Source organism: Streptomyces sp. NPDC052301, assembly GCF_044593395.1.
Taxonomy (GTDB): Bacteria; Actinomycetota; Actinomycetes; order Streptomycetales; family Streptomycetaceae; genus Streptomyces.
The window spans coordinates 1-20,905 of the sequence record NZ_JBIUBE010000019.1 but is presented as its reverse complement, the minus strand read 5'-3'; the positions used below and the strand labels follow the sequence as shown (position 1 = coordinate 20,905).

Annotated in this window: 14 protein-coding genes and 1 pseudogene; 4 read left to right on the top strand and 11 right to left on the bottom strand. The window is 71.4% G+C overall.

The genetic code is table 11. The annotated features are described in order from the left end of the window. Positions 1-185: 185 nt before the first annotated feature. Positions 186-1,094, bottom strand: a complete 909-nt coding sequence (locus ACIHEJ_RS36150) for a LysR family transcriptional regulator (protein ID WP_400141874.1) — start codon at positions 1,092-1,094, stop codon at positions 186-188. A gap of 102 nt (positions 1,095-1,196) precedes the next feature. Between ACIHEJ_RS36150 and ACIHEJ_RS36145 the strand changes: the two genes are divergently transcribed. Then, complete coding sequence (locus ACIHEJ_RS36145; protein WP_400141872.1) at positions 1,197-2,189, top strand: NADP-dependent oxidoreductase; 993 nt, start codon at positions 1,197-1,199, stop codon at positions 2,187-2,189. Between the two features lie 7 nt (positions 2,190-2,196). Here ACIHEJ_RS36145 and ACIHEJ_RS36140 read toward each other — a convergent pair whose 3' ends face one another. The 3 genes from ACIHEJ_RS36140 to ACIHEJ_RS36130 all read right to left on the bottom strand — a co-directional run bounded on the left by ACIHEJ_RS36140 (position 2,197) and on the right by ACIHEJ_RS36130 (position 5,410). Beyond that, complete coding sequence (locus ACIHEJ_RS36140) at positions 2,197-2,736, bottom strand: GNAT family N-acetyltransferase (RefSeq protein WP_400141870.1); 540 nt, start codon at positions 2,734-2,736, stop codon at positions 2,197-2,199. A gap of 76 nt (positions 2,737-2,812) precedes the next feature. Beyond that, complete coding sequence (gene pruA / locus ACIHEJ_RS36135) at positions 2,813-4,444, bottom strand: L-glutamate gamma-semialdehyde dehydrogenase (protein WP_400141868.1); 1,632 nt, start codon at positions 4,442-4,444, stop codon at positions 2,813-2,815. A 39-nt stretch (positions 4,445-4,483) separates the two neighbouring features. Beyond that, positions 4,484-5,410, bottom strand: a complete 927-nt coding sequence (locus ACIHEJ_RS36130) for a proline dehydrogenase family protein (protein ID WP_400141866.1) — start codon at positions 5,408-5,410, stop codon at positions 4,484-4,486. A gap of 142 nt (positions 5,411-5,552) precedes the next feature. Between ACIHEJ_RS36130 and ACIHEJ_RS36125 the strand changes: the two genes are divergently transcribed. After that, a complete protein-coding gene (locus ACIHEJ_RS36125; RefSeq protein WP_400141864.1) occupies positions 5,553-6,863 on the top strand; it encodes a PucR family transcriptional regulator in 1,311 nt (436 codons plus the stop codon). Between the two features lie 228 nt (positions 6,864-7,091). On the opposite strand, the gene ACIHEJ_RS36120 is transcribed toward ACIHEJ_RS36125, so the two are convergent. Next, the gene (locus ACIHEJ_RS36120; protein ID WP_400141862.1) at positions 7,092-7,676 is read right to left on the bottom strand and encodes a TetR/AcrR family transcriptional regulator; all 585 of its coding nucleotides are present in this window, start codon (positions 7,674-7,676) and stop codon (positions 7,092-7,094) included. 97 nt (positions 7,677-7,773) lie between these two features. Between ACIHEJ_RS36120 and ACIHEJ_RS36115 the strand changes: the two genes are divergently transcribed. After that, entirely contained in the window at positions 7,774-9,321 is a 1,548-nt protein-coding gene (locus tag ACIHEJ_RS36115) for an MFS transporter (RefSeq protein ID WP_400141860.1), read from the top strand. Between the two features lie 63 nt (positions 9,322-9,384). Here ACIHEJ_RS36115 and serA read toward each other — a convergent pair whose 3' ends face one another. From serA to ACIHEJ_RS36085, 6 genes and pseudogenes are all read right to left on the bottom strand, one after another. Further along, positions 9,385-10,974, bottom strand: a complete 1,590-nt coding sequence (serA, locus tag ACIHEJ_RS36110; RefSeq protein WP_400141858.1) for a phosphoglycerate dehydrogenase — start codon at positions 10,972-10,974, stop codon at positions 9,385-9,387. Positions 10,975-11,229: 255 nt separating this feature from the next. After that, positions 11,230-12,228, bottom strand: coding sequence for a ketol-acid reductoisomerase (gene ilvC / locus ACIHEJ_RS36105; RefSeq protein ID WP_400141856.1), 999 nt, complete (start codon positions 12,226-12,228; stop codon positions 11,230-11,232). Positions 12,229-12,341: 113 nt separating this feature from the next. Then, positions 12,342-12,866, bottom strand: coding sequence for an acetolactate synthase small subunit (gene ilvN, locus ACIHEJ_RS36100; RefSeq protein ID WP_030654216.1), 525 nt, complete (start codon positions 12,864-12,866; stop codon positions 12,342-12,344). A 20-nt stretch (positions 12,867-12,886) separates the two neighbouring features. Further along, the gene (locus ACIHEJ_RS36095) at positions 12,887-14,734 is read right to left on the bottom strand and encodes an acetolactate synthase large subunit (protein WP_400141854.1); all 1,848 of its coding nucleotides are present in this window, start codon (positions 14,732-14,734) and stop codon (positions 12,887-12,889) included. 243 nt (positions 14,735-14,977) lie between these two features. Beyond that, a pseudogene (locus ACIHEJ_RS36090) lies at positions 14,978-18,025 on the bottom strand (putative bifunctional diguanylate cyclase/phosphodiesterase). A 379-nt stretch (positions 18,026-18,404) separates the two neighbouring features. Further along, positions 18,405-19,367, bottom strand: a complete 963-nt coding sequence (locus ACIHEJ_RS36085; RefSeq protein WP_400141852.1) for a 2-hydroxyacid dehydrogenase — start codon at positions 19,365-19,367, stop codon at positions 18,405-18,407. Positions 19,368-19,442: 75 nt separating this feature from the next. On the opposite strand from ACIHEJ_RS36085, the gene ACIHEJ_RS36080 reads away from it, so the two are divergent. Beyond that, positions 19,443-20,441: an aldo/keto reductase gene (locus ACIHEJ_RS36080; protein ID WP_400141850.1), complete on the top strand. Its 999-nt coding sequence runs from the start codon at positions 19,443-19,445 to the stop codon at positions 20,439-20,441. The last annotated feature ends 464 nt before the right edge of the window (positions 20,442-20,905 follow it).

Below are 20,905 nucleotides of genomic sequence, written 5' to 3'. Positions count from 1 at the left end.
AAGAGGTGACGAGACGCCGGATGGGGCGGTGAGCGACGGCCGCAGGGGTTGCCTGCACGGGGCCCGCTCACGACCGCCCTTCGCTTGATCGAGCGAGACGTTCGGCTCCTACAAAAATAAGGGAGCGGCCCGCCCCTGTCTGCACAATTACTCGGACTTCCTACTATCTGAGACGGCGGCCCGGCTCACACCGCTCTGAGCTGCGCCTTCGCGCATTCGGGGGTCAGCGGTCCGAGGGAGCGCAGCGCCCGGATCAGCGCCCGTACGGCAGCCATGGCGGCCAGTTCGGGGGTGGTGACGTAGCCGACGGAGCGGTGCGGACGCGCCGGCCCGAGGTCCGCGATCTCCACGGTGGAGGGCGCCCCGGTGAGGGACAGCGCAGGCATGATCGCCATGCCGAGGCCGCTGCCCACCATCGACAGCACCGCCCCGTCGTCCTCGGCGCTGACGGTCGCGGCCGGGATCCAGTCCTGGGCGGCCCACCAGCCGCGCGTGTACGAGCCGCAGTTCTCCGCCCAGTCGACGAGCGGCAGGGCGCGCGGGTCGGGGTGTCCCGCCGGATGCACCAGGGAGTACGGCTCCTCCAGCAGCACCCCGCCGATCAGCCCGGCCGGCGGCGGCCCGCTCAGGGTGGCGATCCCGAGGTCGGCCCGTCCGGCGGCGACCTCGCCCGCGGTGCCGGCGCCCAGCTCCCGTACGACGGTGACGGTCACCTCGATGCCGGGGTGCAGGGCGGCGAGCCGCTCCAGGGCGGCCGGCAGCAGATGCAGGGCCGCGCTGCGGAACGCGGCGATCCGCAGCGGGCCGGCGACCTCGCCGGTGTCCGCGGCCCGCACGTCGGCGGCCATCAGCCGCAGCATCCGCAGCACCCGCCGCGCATGGGCCACGGCCCGCTCCCCGGCGGCCGTGGGACGGGCGCCGAACCGGCCGCGCTCGAACAGCACGGCCCCCAGCTTCCGTTCGATGCCGCGCACCGCGTGGGAGACGGCGGACTGGGTGGTCCCGAGCCGGGCGGCGGCGGCCGAGAACCCGCCCTCCTCGGTCACGGCGACCAGGGTCCGCAGCTCCTGCGGGGCAAGGTCGGCTGTCGTCACTCGGGGCTCCCACCTGCGAGTATGAGGGCGGTTCATGGATCGCCGGGTTCCATGAACCGTACCGCCTGCCCACCCCGGCCGCGCGTCCCTACGGTCCTTCGCATGACCGAGACCGCGCTCACCGTGCAGCAGACCGCCCGCCCCACCGGCTTCCCCACGCCCGGCCACTTCCGCTTCGCCGAGTCCCCCGTCCCCGAACCGGCCCCCGGCACGGCCCTGGTGGAGAACCTCTACTGGTCCGTGGACCCCTACCACCGGGAGATGATGGACGGCGACTTCGAGCTGAACGCCCCGCTGGAGGGCCGCACCCTGGGCCGGGTCACGGCCTCCCGCACCCCTGCCCTGGCCGAGGGCGAGATCGTCCTGCACCGCCGGGGCTGGCGCACCCACGCGGTGGTCCGCCCCGAGGAGGCCCGGCGGCTCCCCCACCACCCCGGCGTCCCGCTCTCGGCCCACCTGAGCGTGCTCGGCGGCACGGGCCTGACGGCGTACGTCGCCCTCACCCGGATCGCCCGGCTGCGCGAGGGTGAGGACCTGTTCGTCTCCGGTGCGGCGGGCGGGGTCGGCACGGCCACCGGCCGCTTCGCACGGCTGCTCGGCGCGGGCCGCCTGATCGGCAGCGCGGGCTCGCCGGAGAAGGTCGCCCACCTGACCGGGCAGGTCGGTTACGACGCCGCCTTCGACTACCGCACGGCCCCCGTCGGCGACCTGCTGGCGGCGGCGGCCCCCGGCGGCATCGACGTCTTCGTGGACAACGTCGGCGGCGGCCACCTGGGGGCGGCGATCGGCGCGCTGCGCGAGCGGGGGCGGGTGGCACGGGTCGGCACGATCAGCCAGTACAACACCCCTGACGCCCCACCGGTCGTCTTCGACCACGCCGACGTGGTGGAGAAGCGCCTGCGGATCGAGGGCTTCCTGGTGAGCGACCACCGGGACGCGCAGGAGGAGTTGTACGACTTCGCCGTACCGCATCTGCGCAGCGGGGCGCTGGTCGCGGACGAGACGGTGGTCGACGGGTTCGAGCGGATCGTGGAGGCGTTCCTGCTGATGCTGCGCGGCGGGAACACGGGCAAGATCCTGGTGCGCGCCACCTGATGTGCCGTCAGGTGACGTCGCCGTCCCGCCAGTCGAGGACCAGCTCGTGCTCCGGGTCGAGCGGTCCGGCGAGCGCGGGACGCAGATACACACCGCCCTCCTCCTCCGGCAGCCGTACGATCCCGTCCGGTGAGAGGGCGTGCACCTGCCCGGCCCAGCGCTGCCAGCCCCGGGCTGCGTACAGCAGGGCCCCCTCGTCGCTCGCGGAGAGCGCGCCGAGGTCGTAGGCCCGGTCGATCACCCGCTCGAGCTCGGCCATCACCCGTCCACCGAGCCCGGTCCGCCGTACGTCGGCGCGTACGGCGACGGCCTCGACGTACCCCGTCCGCAGCCGCCGCCCCCGGTGCCGCAGGCACCGCATCACGAGGGATCCATGGGCGGCGAGCCCTGCCTCGTCGTGGACCAGGGCGTGCAGGCCGCCGAGTCCGTGGTCCCAGTCCTCGTCGGAGAAGTCGCCGTCGAACGCCGTGTCCAACAGGGCGCGTACGGCGTGGAGTTCGGCGGGTTCGAGGTCGGCGGTGTGGGCGAGGCGCACGCGGACGGTCATGCCCCGAGTATGGCGACGGGCCGGGAAGCCTGCTCGAGGGTCAGGCTTCCCGGCCCGTGTTCACGGGGGCTGAGGATCAGCCCATGTGCGGGTAGGCGTAGTCGGTCGGCGGGACCAGGGTCTCCTTGATGGCGCGGGTCAGGGTCCAGCGCAGGAGGTTCTGGGGGGCGCCGGCCTTGTCGTTGGTGCCGGAGGAGCGGCCGCCGCCGAAGGGCTGCTGGCCGACGACGGCGCCGGTCGACTTGTCGTTGATGTAGAAGTTGCCCGCGGCGAAGCGGAGCTTCTCCATCGTGTAGGCGGCCGCCGCGCGGTCGCCCGAGATGACCGAACCGGTGAGCGCGTAGTCCGACACCGACTCCATCTGGGTCAGCATCTCGTCGTACTGGTCGTCCTCGTACACGTGCACGGCGAGGAACGGGCCGAAGTACTCGGTCGTGAAGACCTCGTTCTCCGGGTCGGTGCACTCGACGACGGTCGGGCGGACGAAGTAGCCGACCGAGTCGTCGTAGCTGCCGCCCGCGACGATCGTGCAGGTGGGGTCGGCCTTGGCGCGGTCGATCGCCGCCTTGTTCTTCGCGAACGCGCGGTCGTCGATCACGGCGCCCATGAAGTTGGACAGGTCGGTGACGTCACCCATGGTCAGGTAGTCGACCTCGGCGGCGAACTCCTCACGGAAGCCGCTGTTCCAGATCGACGCGGGGATGTACGCCCGGGAGGTCGCGGAGCACTTCTGGCCCTGGTACTCGAAGGCGCCCCGGGTGAGGGCCGTCTTCAGGACCGCGCGGTCGGCGCTGGGGTGGGCCACCAGGAAGTCCTTGCCGCCGGTCTCGCCGACCAGACGCGGGTACGAGCGGTACTTCTCGATGTTGTTGCCGACCGTCTTCCACAGGTACTGGAAGGTCTTGGTCGAGCCGGTGAAGTGGATGCCGGCCAGGTCGCGGTGCTCAAGGGCGACGTCGGAGACCTCGATGCCGTCGCCGGTGACGAGGTTGATGACGCCCTTGGGCAGGCCCGCCTCCTCCAGCAGCTGCATGAGGAGGACGGCCGCGTGGGTCTGGGTCGGGGACGGCTTCCAGACCACCACGTTGCCCATCAGCGCCGGGGCGGTCGGGAGGTTCGCGGCGATCGCGCTGAAGTTGAACGGCGTGATCGCGTAGACGAAGCCCTCGAGCGGGCGGTGGTCCAGGCGGTTCCAGACGCCCGGGGAGTTCGCCGGGGGCTGCTCGGCGAGGATCTGGCGGGCGTAGTGCACGTTGAAGCGCCAGAAGTCGACCAGCTCACAGGGGCTGTCGATCTCGGCCTGCTGGGCCGTCTTGGACTGGCCGAGCATGGTGGAGGCGGCGATGGTCTCGCGCCACGGGCCGGCCAGCAGCTCGGCGGCGCGCAGGATGATCGCCGCGCGGTCGTCGAAGGCCATTGCACGCCAGGCCGGCGCGGCGGCCAGGGCCGCGTCGATGGCGTCCTGGGCGTCCTGCCGGGTGGCGTTGCGCAGCGTGCCGAGGACGGCCTTGTGGTTGTGCGGCTGGACCACCTGGAACGGCTCGCCGCCGCCCATGCGCTTCTCGCCGCCGATGGTCATCGGCAGGTCGATCGGGTTCTCGGCCAGCTCCTTGAGCTTGGCCTCCAGGCGCGAGCGCTCGGGCGAGCCGGGGGCGTAGCCGTGCACCGGCTCGTTGACGGGGGTGGGGACCTGGGTCACAGCGTCCATGGGTTCCGTAACTCCTTGTACGTGAGCGGGTGTTCGGACTCAGCCCTTGCTGACCATCGACCGGAGGAAGAAGCGCAGGTTGGCCGGCTTCTCCGCCAGACGGCGCATGAAGTAGCCGTACCAGTCGGTGCCGTATGCGGTGTAGACGCGCATGCGGTGGCCCTCGGCGGCCAGCCGCAGGTGCTCGTCACTGCGGATGCCGTACAGCATCTGGAACTCGTACTCGTCGAGCTTACGGCCGGCCTGGCGGGCCAGCTCCTGACCGATGGCGATCAGGCGCGGGTCGTGGGACCCGATCATCGGGTAGCCCTCGCCCTCCATCAGCGTCTTCAGGACGCGCACGTAGGCCTTGTCGATCTCGTGCTTCTGCTGGTAGGCGACCTCGGCGGGCTCCTTGTAGGCGCCCTTGACCAGGCGGACGCGGCTGCCGGACTCCGCGAGGCGGCGGGCGTCGGCCTCGGTGCGGAACAGGTAGGCCTGGATGACGCAGCCGGTCTGCGGGAAGTCCTTCCGCAGCTCCTCGTGGATGGCGAACATCGAGTCGAGGGTGGTGTGGTCCTCGGCGTCGAGGGTCACGGTCGTGCCGATGGCGGCGGCGGCCTCGACGACCGGTCGGACGTTCGCGAGGGCCAGTTCGTGGCCGCCCTCCAGCGCCTGACCGAACATGGACAGCTTGACCGACATCTCGACCCGCTCGCCGAGCTGGAGCTCCTTGAGGTGGTCGATCAGCGCCAGGTAGGCGTCGCGGGCGTGGGTGGCCTGCTCGGGGGTGGTGATGTCCTCGCCGACGACGTCCATCGTCAGCTCCAGGCCCCTGGCCGTCAGGTCCTCGATGATCGGCACGATGTCGGCCACGGTCTCGCCGGGGATGAAGCGGTCGACGACCTGCTTGGTCACCGGGGCCGCCGAGATCAGGCGTCGCATCCGGTCGCTGCGCGACGCGGCGAGAATCACGGGACCCAGCACGGGGCACCTCCACAGACAAGCACCAAACGGCCACTACCCGACGATTCGGGTACGGCACGGAGAACCACCGTGAAACCTAAGGATCTCTCCGATCGTCGGCCATCGACAGCTGTCACGCATCCGTGCCCGGGATCTCAGACAGATGTATGAAGGGCGCCGGAGAATGGGGGAGAATGCCCGAGTGGCGGCGGAATTCAAGACGGACTATCAGGAGCTGGTGGACGAGATCTCGGAGCTGCTGGGCGTTCCGGCGACCCTGGAGAACCGTGATTTCGAGCTGATCGCCTTCGGGGCGTACGACAGTGAGGACGAGCTGGATGCGTCCGCGCTGGATCCGGTGCGTACCCGGTCGATCCTGACCCGGCGTTCCACGGCCACCGTCCGGTCGTGGTTCGAGGGCTTCGGCATCACGCGCGCGACCGCACCGGTGCGGATCCCGGCGAGCCCGGAGGCCGGGGTCTACCGCGGCCGGATCTGCCTGCCGGTACGCCATCGGGGTGTCGTCCTCGGCTATGTCTGGCTGCTGGAGGGCGAGCCGGGGCCGACGGACGCGCAGCTGGCGGCGGCGATGCAGGTGGCGGGCCGGATCGGCGCGCTGCTCGCGGACGAGGCGGAGGCCGGGGCGGGACTGAGCCGCGAGCTGCGGGCGGTGCTCACCTCGGAGCGCGGCTGGCAGCGGGACATGGCGGTGGCCGAGCTCCGCACCGCACTCGGCGCCCGCGCGGACGGTCCCCTCACCCTGGTGTGCGTCGCCCCCTGGCCGTCGGCCGACCCGGACGACGCCCCGGCCGCCCGGACGATCCCCCATGCCACGGCGCTGTGCACGCTTCCCTGGGGGGCGTCGGGGCAGAGCCTCGCGCTGCTGGTACGGCTGCGGACCCCGCTGACGAGCGCCCCGGCGCTGGCGGCGGCCGCCCGGCTGCTGAAGGAGGCCGAGGGCGCGCGGGGAGCGTCGGGGACCGCGGCGCGCGGGGCCGGGGCGCGGGTGGCCGCGGCGGCCGCCGCGGGATTCACCGGGCCGGGCCGGGCCGCCGCGGGCGCCGGATGCGCCGCCGGAGTGGGTGAACCGCGCACCGGGCTCGCCGAGCTGGGGGCGGTGTGGCAGGAGGCCGCCGACGCGGCGCGGGCCGCGCTGGCCGAGCCGCGGCTCGGACCGGTCGCCGAGTGGGCGCGGATCGGGCCGTACCGGCTGCTGACCGCGCTGCCGGCGCAGGCCGCGCACGATCCCGTGGTCGGCCCGCTCCTCTCCCCCGCCCATCGCGAGCTGGCCCGCACGGCCGAGGTCTACCTCGACCGTGCGGGCCAGGCCGGGCGCACGGCCGCGGAACTGGGCATCCACCGGCAGACCCTGTACTACCGCCTGTCCCGGGTGGAGCAGCTGACCGGCCTGGACCTCGACGACGGGGAGGACCGGCTGCTGCTCCACATGGCGCTGAAGCGGGCCCGGCTGTAGCCGGTGCATCACGCGCACTGCCCGGATCGGGGGCCTCCGGGCCGGGCGAGGTGCCGTTGATCCTGTTGCCGTCGGACGACACGCCGGTGCCGACGGCCTGGTCCGAGACGGACAGATCCTCCCCGAACGAGCCTGCGCGGCGCTTCGGTCGCCGCGCACAGACCGAGGCCCCGGATCAGGGGGCCGGCCGGGTGATCCTCCGGGAGACGGCGGCGCGGAACGACGGGGTCAGCTCTTCACGGCGGCCTGCGCGATCCGTCGCAGTCCCTCGGTGAGCTGTTCGGCGGTGGTCGCCGAGTCGGGGTCGAACAGCCACTGCACCATGAGGCCGTTGAGGAGGGTCATGTAGAGGCGGCCCTCGGTCTCGCGAGTCTCCTCGTCGAGGTCGGCCTCCGGGATGCCGCTGAACAGCGAGACGAGCCCCGAGCGGCCCTCCTTCTGCGCCTCGGCGAGCAACTTGCGCACCTCGGCGATCCGTTCGTCCTGGAACATCAGCTCGAAGCTGAGCAGCCAGATCGACCGCGCCTCGGGCACGGTGCGGATGATGCTCGTCCACACCTCCTGAAAGCGCTCCAGCGACCCCGGAGGCTGCGTCATCTCGCCGCCGAGGGAGGGATCGAAGCTCTCCCCCACGCCCTCGATCAGCGCGATGTACGCCTGCACCAGCAGCGCGTCCTTCGAGCCGTAGTGGTAGCCGATCGAGGCCAGGTTGGTGCCCGACTCCTTGACGACGTCCCGCGCGGTCGTGCGCAGGAAGCCCTTGGCCAGCAGGCAGCGCTTGGCGCCTTCGAGCAGATCCTCACGGTGTCCCATGCCGCTCACCCTACTCCCGATCCATACAACCGTCCTAGACGACTGAATTATACAAGCGTTCTAGACAAGCGTTTAAGACGCGCGTACATTCCTCGGCATGACGAACCCGACGAGCACCACCCCGACCGCGCCCCCGCCCTCCCCGACCCGCGCCGGACGCCGCGAGTGGACCGCTCTCGGCGTGCTGATGCTGCCGCTGCTGCTGGTCTCGATGGACGTCTCCGTCCTGTACTTCGCGACCCCCGCGATCAGCGCCGACCTGCACCCGAGCGGCACGCAGCAACTGTGGATCTTCGACATCTACGGCTTCGTCCTGGCCGGCCTGCTGATGACGATGGGCTCGCTCGGCGACCGCATCGGCCGCCGCAAGCTCCTGCTGACGGGGGCCGCCGCCTTCGGCGCGGCCTCGCTCCTCGCGGCCTACGCGAACAGCGCCGAGACCCTGATCGCGGCCCGCGCGGTCCTCGGCATCGGCGGCGCGACCCTGATGCCGTCCACGATGGCCCTGCTGCGCACGATGTTCACCGACCCCGCCCAGCGGACGAAGGCGATCGGCCTGTGGTCCGGCGTGATGACCGGCGGGATCGCCCTCGGCTCGGTGATGAGCGGCATCCTCGTCGAACACTTCTGGTGGGGTTCGGTCTTCCTGGTCAACCTGCCCGCCATGGCGCTGCTGCTGCTCCTCGGCCCGCTGCTGCTGCCGGAGTCGAAGGACCCGAGCCCGGGCCGTTTCGACTGGCTGAGCGTCCCGCTGTCGATGGCCGCCGTGCTCCCCGTGATCTACGGCCTGAAGGAGATCCCGTCCGAGGGCTGGCACCCGCTCTACGTCGTCTCGGTCACCGTAGGCCTGCTCTTCGCGGCCCTCTTCGTGCACCGCCAGCGCACCGGCGCCTCCCCGCTGATCCCGCCGGCCCTGCTCAGGGGCCACGGCTTCACCCCGGCGCTGGTCCTGAATCTCGTCGCCAGCCTCGCCATGATGGGCTCGGCCGTCTTCACCACCCAGTACCTGCAGTCGGTGCTCGGCAAGAGCCCGCTGTCGGCGGCCCTGTGGGCCCTGCTGCCCTCGGTGTTCATCGGCGTCGCCGGCCCGCTCACCGCGCAGCTCGTCCAGCGGGGTGTCAACCGGGGGTACGTCGTCGCGGGTGGCTTCGCGGCCATGGCGGCCGGCTACGCACTGCTCGTCTGCACCGGTACCGACTCGCTGTGGCTGGTGCTGGCCGGCGCCGGGGTCCTGGCCTGCGGGATGGTCGCGGTCGTGTCCCAGCTGACCGACCTCGCGATGAGCGGCGCCCCGGTCGAGCGGGCGGGGACGGCCTCCTCGCTGCTGGAGACCAGTGCCGAGTTCGGCGGCGCGCTCGGCATGGCGGTCCTCGGCTCCATCGGTACGGCGGTCTACCGCCACGAGATGCCGGCCACGGCGCCGGCCACGGCCCGCGAGACCCTGGGCGACGCGCTCGCCACGGCCGCCCGGCTGCCCGGCCGAACCGGGGCGTCCCTGCTCACCACGGCGCGGGAGGCGTTCACCAGCGGCATGCAGGGAGCGGCGATCGCCGGGGCGGCGCTGCTGGTGGTGGCGGCGCTCGGGGCGGCGGTGACGCTGCGCGGGATCGAGGTCGGCGCCGACGAGCAGGAGGACGCCCAGTAGGGCAGCAGAACGCCGGACGGGCCGAGGAGACTCTCCTCGGCCCGTCCGGCGCTGTCAGGACACTCAGACCAGGTTCACCGACCGGGCCGACGTGGCCCCGATCTCCGAGGCGACCTCGGCCAGCACACCGGAGCCCACCGTGTCGTCCACGGTCAGCACCGCCAGCGCCTCGCCGCCCACCGCCGCGCGAGCGACCTGCATGCCGGCGATGTTGATGCCCGCCTCGCCGAGGATGCGGCCGACGGTGCCGACGACACCCGGACGGTCCTCGTAGCGCAGGACGACCATGTGGTCGGCGAGCGCGAGGTCGACGTCGTAGTCGCCGACCGCGACGATCTTCTGGACGTGCTTCGGGCCGGCCAGCGTGCCGGAGACCGACACCTCCTCGCCGGTGCCCAGCGTGCCGCGCACGGTCACCACGTTGCGGTGGTCGCCCGACTCGGAGCTGGTGGTCAGGCGCACCTCCACACCGCGCTCCTGCGCGAACAGCGGGGCGTTGACGTACGACACCGTCTCGTCGACGACGTCCTCGAAGACACCCTTGAGCGCCGACAGCTCCAGCACCTTCACGTCGTGCTGGGTGATCTCGCCGTAGACCTCGACGTCGAGGCGGACCGCGACCTCACCGGCCAGCGCGGTGAAGATACGGCCGAGGCGCTCGGCGAGCGGCAGACCCGGCTTGACGTCCTCGGCGATGACACCGCCCTGGACGTTCACCGCGTCCGGCACCAGCTCACCGGCGAGGGCGAGGCGCACGGACTTGGCGACGGCGATACCGGCCTTCTCCTGGGCCTCGTCGGTGGAGGCGCCGAGGTGCGGGGTGCAGACGACCTGGTCCAGCTCGAACAGCGGCGAGTCCGTGCACGGCTCCTTGGCGTACACGTCGAGGCCGGCGCCGGCGACCCGGCCCTCCTTCAGCGCCGCGTACAGCGCCGCCTCGTCGACGATGCCGCCACGCGCGGCGTTGACGACACGCACCGTCGGCTTGACCTTGCGCAGCGCCTCGTCGCCGATCAGGCCGAGCGTCTCGGGGGTCTTGGGCAGGTGGACGGTGATGAAGTCGGAGACCTCGAGCAGCTCGTCCAGGGACAGCACCTTGACACCCATCTGCGCGGCCCGCGCGGGCTGCACGTAGGGGTCGTAGGCGACGACCTTCATACCGAAGGCGGACATGCGCTGCGCGACGAGGGCGCCGATGCGGCCGAGGCCCACGACACCGAGCGTCTTCTCGGCCAGCTCCACGCCCGTGTACTTGCTGCGCTTCCACTCGCCGTTCTTCAGCGCGGCGTTGGCCTGCGGGATGTTGCGGGCGGTGGCGAGGATCAGACCGCAGGCCAGCTCGGCGGCGGTCACGATGTTGGAGGTCGGGGCGTTGACGACCATCACGCCGGCCTTGGTGGCGGCGGAGACGTCGACGTTGTCCAGGCCGACGCCGGCTCGGGCGACGACCTTGAGCTTCTTCGCCGCGGCGATGGCCTCGGCGTCGACCTTGGTGGCGGAGCGGATCAGGATCGCGTCGACGTCGGCGATCGCGGGGAGCAGTTCGGCTCGGTCCGCGCCGTTGCAGTGCCGGATCTCGAAGTCCGGGCCGAGTGCGTCGACGGTCGCGGGCGACAGCTCTTCAGCGATGAGTACGACAGGTTTCGAGCTCACGTGAGGTCCTCACAAGTCCAGAGCATGCGGACGGCCGTCCCGACGGCCGCAGGCGGAGGAGGGGGGCTAGCCGCGGAAGACGCACGACGCTGTGGGCCTGACGCGTGTTGTGCAGAAGTGTAGTGGCGGGGTGGGTGTCGCATTGCGCCTCTACGGAAGGATCACCCGGACGGGAAACTCCATTTTGTATGGAGGCTTTCCACGGAATGGACGACGGGGGCCGGAGCAGTGTGCCCCGACCCCCGTTCACGAGGCTTACGCCTCCTCGTTCACCCAGCTCATCAGCTTGCGCAGCTGCTTGCCGGTGGTCTCCAGCAGGTGCTCGGAGTCCTGCTGCTTGTATTCGTTGTACTTCTTCAGACCGCCGTGGTACTCGTCCATCCAGTTCTGCGCGAAGGTGCCGTCCTGGATCTCGGCGAGGACCTTCTTCATCTCGGCCTTGGTGGCGTCGGTGATGATCCGCGGTCCGGTGACGTAGTCGCCCCACTCGGCGGTCTCCGAGATCGACCAGCGCATCTTCTCCAGGCCGCCCTCGTACATGAGGTCCACGATCAGCTTCAGCTCGTGCAGGCACTCGAAGTAGGCGATCTCCGGCTGGTAGCCGGCCTCGGTCAGCGTCTCGAAGCCCGCCTTCACCAGCGCCGCCGTACCACCGCACAGCACGGCCTGCTCACCGAACAGGTCGGTCTCGGTCTCCTCGGTGAAGGTCGTCTTGATGACACCCGCGCGGGTGCCGCCGATGCCCTTGGCGTACGACAGCGCCAGCGCGAACGCGTTGCCGGAGGCGTCCTGCTCCACGGCCGCGATGCAGGGGACGCCGCGGCCCTCCTCGTACTGGCGGCGCACCAGGTGGCCCGGGCCCTTCGGGGCGACCATGCAGACGTCCACGCCGGCCGGGGGCTTGATGAAGCCGAAGCGGATGTTGAAGCCGTGGCCGAAGAACAGCGCGTCGCCGTCCTTCAGGTGCGGGGCGATGGACTCCTCGTAGACCTGCGCCTGGATCGGGTCCGGCACCAGGATCATGATCACGTCGGCCTCGGCGGCGGCCTCGGCCGGCGTCACCACGCGCAGGCCCTGCTCCTCGGCCTTCGCCTTGGACTTCGAGCCCTCGTGCAGACCGACACGCACGTCGACACCCGAGTCACGCAGCGACAGCGCGTGGGCGTGGCCCTGGCTGCCGTAGCCGATGACCGCGACCTTGCGGCCCTGGATGATGGACAGGTCGGCGTCAGCGTCGTAGAACAGCTCGGCCACTTTGGGTTCTCTCCTTGTGTGCAGGTGGTGCGTCCCACCGTATGCCGGTGGGAGGGAAGGAAGTTTCGGGGTCTCGGTATACGGGCGGCCGTCGGGACCGCCCGTATCCAGCGTTACGCGGTTCGGTCCAGGGCGCGCAGCGAGCGGTCCGTGATGGAGCGGGCGCCGCGGCCGATGGCGATCGTGCCGGACTGGACCAGCTCCTTGATGCCGTACGGCTCCAGCATCTTGAGCATGGCGGACAGCTTCTCGCTCGATCCGGTGGCCTCGATGGTGACGGCCTCCGGGGAGACGTCGACGGTCTTGGCGCGGAAGAGCTGGACGATCTCCACGATCTGGGACCGGGTCTCGTTGTCGGCGCGGACCTTCACCAGAACGAGTTCGCGCTGAACGGCCTGGCCCGGCTCCAGCTCGACGATCTTCAGCACGTTGACGAGCTTGTTGAGCTGCTTGGTCACCTGCTCCAGCGGGAGGTCCTCGACGCCCACCACGATGGTGATGCGGGAGATGTCGGGGTGCTCGGTGACGCCGACCGCGAGCGAGTCGATGTTGAAGCCGCGGCGGGAGAACAGCGCGGCGATCCGGGCGAGGATGCCCGGCGTGTTCTCCACCAGGACGGAGAGCGTGTGCTTGGACATGGTTCTCTGCTCTTCCTCGCTCAGTCGTCTTCGTTGTCGCCGAAGTCGGGGCGGACGTCCCGAGCGGCCATGATCTCGTCGTTGGAGGTGCCGGCGGCGACCATCGGCCAGACCATCGCGTCCTCGTGGACGATGAAGTCGACGACGACCGGGCGGTCGTTGATGGAGTTCGCCTCCTCGATCACCTTGTCCAGGTCCTCGGGGCGCTCGCACCGCAGACCCACACAGCCCATCGCCTCGGACAGCTTCACGAAGTCCGGCACGCGTGTGCCCTTGGCCTCCGGATTGATGTCGTCGGGGCCGCTGTGCAGGACGGTGTTGGAGTAACGCTGGTTGTAGAACAGGGTCTGCCACTGACGGACCATCCCCAGCGCGCCGTTGTTGATGACGGCGACCTTGATCGGGATGTTGTTCAGCGCACAGGTGGTCAGCTCCTGATTGGTCATCTGGAAGCAGCCGTCACCGTCGATCGCCCAGACCGTCCGGCCCGGCTGTCCGGCCTTGGCGCCCATCGCGGCCGGGACCGCGTAGCCCATCGTCCCGGCGCCACCCGAGTTCAGCCAGGTGGCGGGCTTGTCGTACTGGATGAAGTGCGCGGACCACATCTGGTGCTGCCCGACGCCCGCCGCGAAGATCGTGCCCTCCGGGGCGAGCTGCCCGATCCGCTCGATGACCGCCTGCGGGGACAGCGAGCCGTCCTCCGGCTGGTCGTAGCCCAGCGGGTAGGTCTCGCGCCAGCGGTTCAGGTCGCTCCACCAGGCGGTGTAGTCGCCCTTGTTGCCCTCGCTGTGCTCCTTCTGCACCGCCTGGACCAGGTCGGCGATGACCTCGCGGGCGTCACCGACGATCGGCACGTCCGCGGCGCGGTTCTTGCCGATCTCCGCCGGGTCGATGTCGGCGTGGACGATCTTGGCGTACGGGGCAAAGCTGTCCAGCTTGCCGGTGACACGGTCGTCGAAGCGGGCTCCGAGGGCGACGATCAGGTCGGCCTTCTGCAGCGCGGTGACGGCGGTGACCGCACCGTGCATGCCCGGCATCCCCACGTGCAGCGGGTGGCTGTCGGGGAACGCGCCCAGCGCCATCAGGGTGGTGGTGACGGGGGCTCCGGTGAGTTCGGCGAGGACCTTCAGCTCGGCCGTGGCCTGCGCCTTGAGCACACCGCCACCGACGTAGAGCACCGGCCGCTTCGCGGCGGTGATCATTTTGGCCGCCTCGCGGATCTGCTTGGCGTGCGGCTTCGTCACCGGACGGTAGCCGGGCAGGTCCATGGTGGGCGGCCAGGAGAAGACGGTCTTCGCCTGCAGGGCGTCCTTGGCGATGTCCACCAGCACCGGGCCCGGCCGGCCGGTGGAGGCGATATGGAACGCCTGCGCGATCACCCGCGGGATGTCCTCGGCCTTGGTGACCAGGAAGTTGTGCTTGGTGATCGGCATCGTGATGCCCACGATGTCCGCCTCCTGGAAGGCGTCCGTGCCGATCGACTTCGAGGCGACCTGGCCGGTGATCGCGACCATCGGCACCGAGTCCATGTGCGCGTCGGCGATCGGCGTGACCAGGTTGGTGGCGCCGGGGCCGCTCGTCGCCATGCAGACGCCGACCTTGCCGGTGGCCTGCGCGTAGCCGGTGGCCGCATGACCGGCACCCTGCTCATGACGGACCAGGACGTGGCGCACCCGGGTCGAGTCCATCAGCGGGTCGTACGCCGGAAGGATCGCCCCGCCCGGAATACCGAACACCGTGTCCGCGCCGACCTCCTCGAGGGAGCGGATGAGGGACTGCGCACCCGTGACGTGCTCGACGGGGGCGGAGTGCTGTCCTCCGGATCGGGGCCGCGGCTGCGGATGGGCCCCGGTGGCCTGCTCGGTCATCGGCATTCTCTTCTCGATGCTGAGGGTTTTTGCGAGGTTTGGGCGGAGTTCAAGCGCTGCACGAAAGGTGCTCGTGCAACAAAAAACCCCTCGTGCCGTAGGGCAAGCGAGGGGAGCGCGCCGGTGAAGTCGCTGGGGTTTCCGGATCGTCCTCCGGTGGGTCCCAGCTCAGCCGACGCGCTGTCCAAGTACGAGAATTCGGGTGCGCATGGCACTGACCCTCCCCCCGGCACGCACCACGTGTCAAGTGGGTGGGACGGGCGTCTCAGAATGTGAACGCAGGGCACTGCCGCCTCCGATGACAGCGGACACACCCCCTGTGTACACCCCCGCACCCTTGCCCGCGAACGCCGGTTCGGCCGGTGCGTGCGGCACCGGATAATGGCCGGATCCGAGCGCCCGGCGCAGCCGGTACTCGTCCAGCGCCGTCGCGAAGGCGCTGCCCTGCCCGTGCGTGCAGCCCATCGCGCGCAGCGCGGCGACCTGCTCCGGGACGTCCACGCCCTCGGCCACCGACTGCAGCCCGAGGTCGCCGGCGATCCGCAGCAGCCCACTGGTGATCTTGTGCAGCCGCGCGGACTCGACGACCCCCTCGACCAGGCCTCGGTCGAGCTTGAGGATGTCCACGGGGAGCTTTCTGAGCGCCGTGATGGCCGCGTGACCCCCGCCGAAGCCGTCCAGCGCGATCCGTACCCCGAGCCGGTTGAGTGCGGTCAGCCGCCGCTCCAGCTCGTCCAGAGGGGCCCTCGGGTCGGCGTCGGACAGCTCGATGACCAGGGCCCCGGGCGGCAGCCCGTGCCGGGTCAGCAGCGCCTCCACGGAGCCCAGCGGCATCGAGCGGTCCAGCAACCGCCGCGCGCTCATCCGGACGGCCACCGGTACGACCAGCCCGCTCGCCGCCCGCTCGGCCGCCTGCTCGACGGCCTCGCGGAGCACCCAGCGGTCCAGTTCGGCGGTCTTGTCGCTGTCCTCGGCCACCCGCAGGAACTCGGCGGGGGTGAACAGCACACCCTGGGAGGAGCGCCAGCGCGCCTGCGCGGAGACCGCCGTGATCCGGCCGTCCGCGAGACACACCACCGGCTGGTGGAGCAGCACGAACTCGCCGTCGTGCAGCGCGGCACGCAGGCGTGTGGCGAGTTCCGCCTTGCGTACGACGTCCTGCTGCATCTGCGGGCGGTACAGCTCGACCCGGCCTTTTCCGGCCGATTTCGCGCGGTACATCGCGAGGTCGGCGTTGCGCAGCAGCTCGCCCGCGCCGAGACCCGGTTCGGCGAAGGCCACGCCGATGGAGGCGTTGACCCGGACGTCGTTGCCGTCGATGGCGTACGGCTGGGAGAGGGTCGTCCTGAGGCGGTCGGCGAGCTCCAGGATGTTGCGCTCCCGGGCGGCACGGTCGCGGGTGCCGTCCCCGACGATCAGGGCCGCGAACTCGTCGCCGCCCAGCCGGGACGCGGTGTCGCCGTGGCGCACCGCGTCCTGGAGTCTGCGGGCGGCCTGGACGAGGAGTTCGTCGCCGGCCTGGTGTCCGATGGTGTCGTTGACGGCCTTGAAGCCGTCCAGGTCGATGAAGAGCACCGCCGTACCGCGCAGGGCGGCACCCCGGTCGGTGGCCCGGCGGCCGGACAGGGCCTGCTGCACACGCCGGGTGAACAGCGCGCGGTTGGGCAGGTCGGTCAGCGGATCGTGCTCGGCGTTGTGCTGCAGCTGCGCCTGCAGCCGCACCCTTTCGGTCACGTCCCGGCTGTTGAAGATCAGGCCGCCGTGGTGCCGGTTGACGGTCGACTCGACGTTGAGCCAGCCTGCCCCGCTCCCGGTTTCGCTCGAGCGGGAGGTGCCCCCACCGCCGGAGCGGAAGCGGCACTCGATGCGCGTGGTGGGTTCCTCCAGCGGGTCGGCGGCGAGGAAGCGGCGCACCTCGTGCACCACGCAGCCCAGGTCCTCCGGGTGGATCAGCGCGGCCAGTTCGGTGCCCACCAGCTCCTCGGCGGGCCGGCCGTAGACCCCGGCGGCGGCCGGGGAGACGTACCGGAGGATGCCGTTGGGCGCGGCGATCATGATGACGTCGCTGGAGCCCTGCACCAGGGAGCGGAAGTGGTTCTCCTTCTGCGCCAGTTCCTGGGTGAGGGTGATGTTGTCCAGCAGCATGATCCCCTGCCGGATGACGAGCGCGAGCACCACGGCACCCGCGGTGATCAGGACCACGTGGTCCGGTCTGCGGCCGTTGAGGACGTTGTACAGGATGCCCAGGGTGCACACGGCGGCGGCGAGGTACGGGGTGAGCGCGGCGAGGGAGCCGGTGATCGGCCGTCCGGACGGGTACCGGAGGTGGTCGCTTCCCGGACCGGTCACGGTGACGTGGTGGTGGGCCGTGCCGCGCTGTCCGGGCACGTGCTCGTGGACCACCCGGGTGTGCCCGTCCCCGGCGTGCGCTTCCTGCGCGGCCCGGCGCCGGGGTGCGGCCCAGGGGGCGTAGGCGAGCAGCAGGGAGCCGGCGAACCAGCCCGCGTCGAGCAGCTGCCCGGAGTGGTAACTGCTGTGCAGCAGCGGCGACGTGAACAGCGCGTCGCACATCACGGTCAGCGCCAGCGCGCCGATCGCGGTGTTCACCGCCGTGCGGTTGCCCGGGGAGCGGCGGAAGTGCAGCGCGAGGACCATGCTGACGAGCGCGATGTCGAGCAGCGGGTACGCGAGCGACAGCGCGGTGTGTGCCACGCTCGGCCCGTCGAACCGGGCCGCCTGGGCGAGCGCGAGGCTCCACGACAGGGTCAGCAGCGAGCCGCCGATCAGCCAGGCGTCCAGCCCGAGGCAGATCCAGCCGGCCTTGGTCACGGGCCGCTTGGCGAGCACCAGCAGGCCCACGATCGCGGGCGGCGCGAAGCACAGGAAGAACAGGTTGGCCCAGCTGACCGCGGGGACGTCGACACCGAGGACGACCTCGTACCACCCCCAGACGGCGTTGCCGAGGGCCGCCATCGCCGAGGAGAGGGCGAACAGCAGCCAGGCGGAGCGGAAGCGGACGCGCCGGTTGCGGGCGTACACGAAGCAGGAGACGGCGGCGGTGCCCGCCGCGGCGGTCAGCCCGAAGTCGCCCATGATCAGCGCGACTTCCTGCGTACCCCAGTCACACGCGGCGCCGACGGCTTAGGCCGCGCAGACCAGGGCGAGGACGAGCTGCTCCGTCAGCCGCGTGCCCTCACCGGGGGCCGGCCGGCGGTCCGGCGGCGTGTCCTGCGGGTGCGGTGCGCGCACCGCTTCCTCGAGGGTGGTCGTCACGGAGGGCGGCGCGCTCACCGGGGCCTCCCGCTCCGCGTCGCTCCCGCGTCCCGGCCCCGGTGCGCTGGGTGCGCATGCCTGCGGCGGCCGCTGTGCCTGCGCTGGTGGCTGTGGTGGCTGGTGTGATGGCCGCGCCTGCGCGCGGCCGTGCGCCAGGGTCGCCGTCGGCGGCTCCGCCGCGTCGGATCGTTCGTCCATAGGCCGTGCATCGCCCGTCGCCCCCCTCACAAAATCTGAAATGTCCATCCCCGGCGCCGAACGTCGGCGGCGCAGCCCCTGTCGGGACGATACACCAGGATCGTCACTCAGGGACATAGCTTCTCTACGCTCCGTGACGACCAGCGGGGATGTGCGTACGGGCCGCGTCCGAGGGGTTGCGGAGGGTGCAGAAGCCGGACTACCGACCGTCCGCTGCCGTCGTCAGGATCACGTTGCGCAACGGCTCCTGGTTCACGAAACGGGTCAACTGGTCGACCAGCAGTCGCTTGGCGCGCGGCAGGAAGGCCGAGGACGGGCCGCCGACATGAGGGCTGATCAGCACGCCGGGCGCCTGCCACAAGGGGTGTCCGGGCGGCAGCGGCTCGGGGTCGGTGACGTCCAGGGCGGCGGTGATCCGGCCGCGCTCCACCTCGGCGAGCAGCGCCTTGGTGTCCACGACGGGCCCGCGAGCGACATTGACCAGCAGCGCCCCGTCCTTCATCCGTGCGAGGAAATCGGCGTCGACCAGGCCCTGCGTGGCCTCGGTGAGGGGGATGGAGAGGATCACGACATCGGCTTCCGGAAGCAGTGAGAGCACATCGGTGATCGGATGCACAAGCCCGCGCGCTGTGGTGCGCCGGGAGCGCGCGATGCGCGCCACCCGCGCTACCTCGAACGGTTCGAGCCGGTCCTCGATGGCGGCGCCGATGGCGCCGTAGCCGACGATGAGGACGTTCTTGTCGGCGAGCGAGGGGTGGAACCCGCTCTCCCAGCGCCCCTGGTCCTGGGCCCGGACGAAACCCGGGATGCCGCGCAGGGAGGCGAGGGTCAGGGTGAGCGCGAGTTCGGCCGTGCTCGCCTCGTGCACCCCGCGCGCGTTGCACAGCTGTGCTCCCGGTGCGATGTCCGTGAGCCGCGAGGTCATGTCGTCGACGCCCGCGGTGAGCGTCTGGACGAGCCGGACATGGGTCAGCTGCGCCAGCGGACGCACCTTGACCGGGTACCGCTTCATGTACGGCACCACGTACACGGCACAGTCCGCGGGGTCTCCGGGGAACTCCTGCTCACCGTCGGCGCCGCCGTCCCAGAACAGGTACCGGAGCCCTTCGGGGAGTCCGTCGATCTCCTCCGGCGGGATGGGAAGCCATACGTCTGCAGTCATGGCAAGGAGGCTATGTCAGGGACCTGAACCGCAGAGGTTAGGTTGGGGGCCGGGCAGAGGGAGGTTCACGAGCAGGTGGAGCGCAGGACGATCGGCGCGGGGGCACTCGCGGTGGGGGCCGTCGGACTCGGGTGCATGCCGATGAGCTGGGCGTACAGCGGGTCACGGCAGCGGGGCGAGGAGTCGCTCAGAACGGTGCACCGGGCGCTGGACCTGGGCTCGAACCTCCTGGACACGGCGGACATGTACGGCCCGTTCACCAACGAGCTGCTGCTGGGCCGGGTGCTCAGGGAGCGGCGCCGGGAGGCGTTCGTGTCCACGAAGGTGGGGCTGCTGGTGGGCGAGCAGCACATCGTGGCCAACGGCCGCCCGGGCTATGTGAAGCGGGCGTGCGACGCCTCGCTGCGCCGCCTGCAGACGGATGTGATCGACCTCTACCAGCTGCACCGCGCCGACCCCGAGGTCCCCGTGGAGGAGACGTGGGGTGCGATGGCCGACCTGGTGCGCGCCGGGAAGGTGCGGGCGCTGGGTCTGTGCGCGGTGGGGGCGCGCGGCGGACGCCGGGCGGGTTCGGGCTTGTACGACGCGACCCTGCGCCAGTTGCAGCGGGTGCAGCAGGTGTTCCCCGTGACCGCGGTGCAGGCGGAGCTGTCGGTGTGGTCGCCGGAGGCGCTGGACGCGCTGCTGCCGTGGTGCGAGGCGCGCGGTGTGGGCTTCCTGGCGGCGATGCCGCTGGGCAACGGCTTCCTGACCGGCACGCTGACCCCGGGCGAGGGCTTCGAACCGGACGACGTACGCGCCCGCCACCCCCGTTTCACCGCCGAGATGATGGCGGCCAACCAGCCGATCGTCGCGGGCCTGCGCCGCGTCGCCCGCCGGCACGGCGACCAGGTCACCCCGGCCCAGGTGGCCCTGGCCTGGGTACTGGCCCAGGGCCGGCACGTGATAGCCCTGCCGGGCACCAAGCGGGAACGCTGGGCCCAGGAGAACGCGGCGGCGCCCGGGCTGCGACTGACCGAGAAGGACCTGACAGAGACGTCGACACTGCCACCGGCCCGGGGATCTTGGGACTGAGGGGTGGTACGGGGGCGGGGTCGACGCGGGTGCTACGACGGCGGGTTGGGGGCTGAGGGATGCCGCGGGGCGTCTGGGGCGTGCGGCCGGGTGCGGGGCCGGCAGGGGTGGGCGGGGCTGCAGGATGCGGCGAGGCTCGCGGCCGGCAGGAAGGTCCCGGGGATGCGGCCCGGGACGCGGGGCCGGCAGAGATGGGCGGGACTGCAGGATGCGGCGAGGCTCGCGGCCGGCAGGAAGGTCCCGGGGATGCGGCCCGGGACGCGGGGCCGGCAGAGATGGGCGGGACTGCAGGATGCGGCGAGGCTCGCGGCCGGCAGGAAGGTCCCGGGGATGCGGCCCGGGACGCGGGGCCGGCAGAGATGGGCGGGACTGCAGGATGCGGCGAGGCTCGCGGCCGGCAGGAAGGTCCCGGGGATGCGGCCCGGGACGCGGGGCCGGCAGAGATGGGCGGGACTGCAGGATGC

Excerpts from the sequence above, each read along its gene's own strand:
- ACIHEJ_RS36145 (WP_400141872.1), top strand. The coding sequence starts at position 1,197 with ATGACCGAGACCGCGCTCACCGTGCAGCAGACCGCCCGCCCCACCGGC.
- ACIHEJ_RS36140 (WP_400141870.1), bottom strand. The coding sequence starts at position 2,736 with ATGACCGTCCGCGTGCGCCTCGCCCACACCGCCGACCTCGAACCCGCC.
- pruA (WP_400141868.1), bottom strand. The coding sequence starts at position 4,444 with ATGGACGCTGTGACCCAGGTCCCCACCCCCGTCAACGAGCCGGTGCAC.
- ACIHEJ_RS36125 (WP_400141864.1), top strand. The coding sequence starts at position 5,553 with ATGTATGAAGGGCGCCGGAGAATGGGGGAGAATGCCCGAGTGGCGGCG.
- ACIHEJ_RS36120 (WP_400141862.1), bottom strand. The coding sequence starts at position 7,676 with ATGGGACACCGTGAGGATCTGCTCGAAGGCGCCAAGCGCTGCCTGCTG.
- ACIHEJ_RS36115 (WP_400141860.1), top strand. The coding sequence starts at position 7,774 with ATGACGAACCCGACGAGCACCACCCCGACCGCGCCCCCGCCCTCCCCG.
- ilvN (WP_030654216.1), bottom strand. The coding sequence starts at position 12,866 with ATGTCCAAGCACACGCTCTCCGTCCTGGTGGAGAACACGCCGGGCATC.
- ACIHEJ_RS36095 (WP_400141854.1), bottom strand. The coding sequence starts at position 14,734 with ATGACCGAGCAGGCCACCGGGGCCCATCCGCAGCCGCGGCCCCGATCC.
- ACIHEJ_RS36085 (WP_400141852.1), bottom strand. The coding sequence starts at position 19,367 with ATGACTGCAGACGTATGGCTTCCCATCCCGCCGGAGGAGATCGACGGA.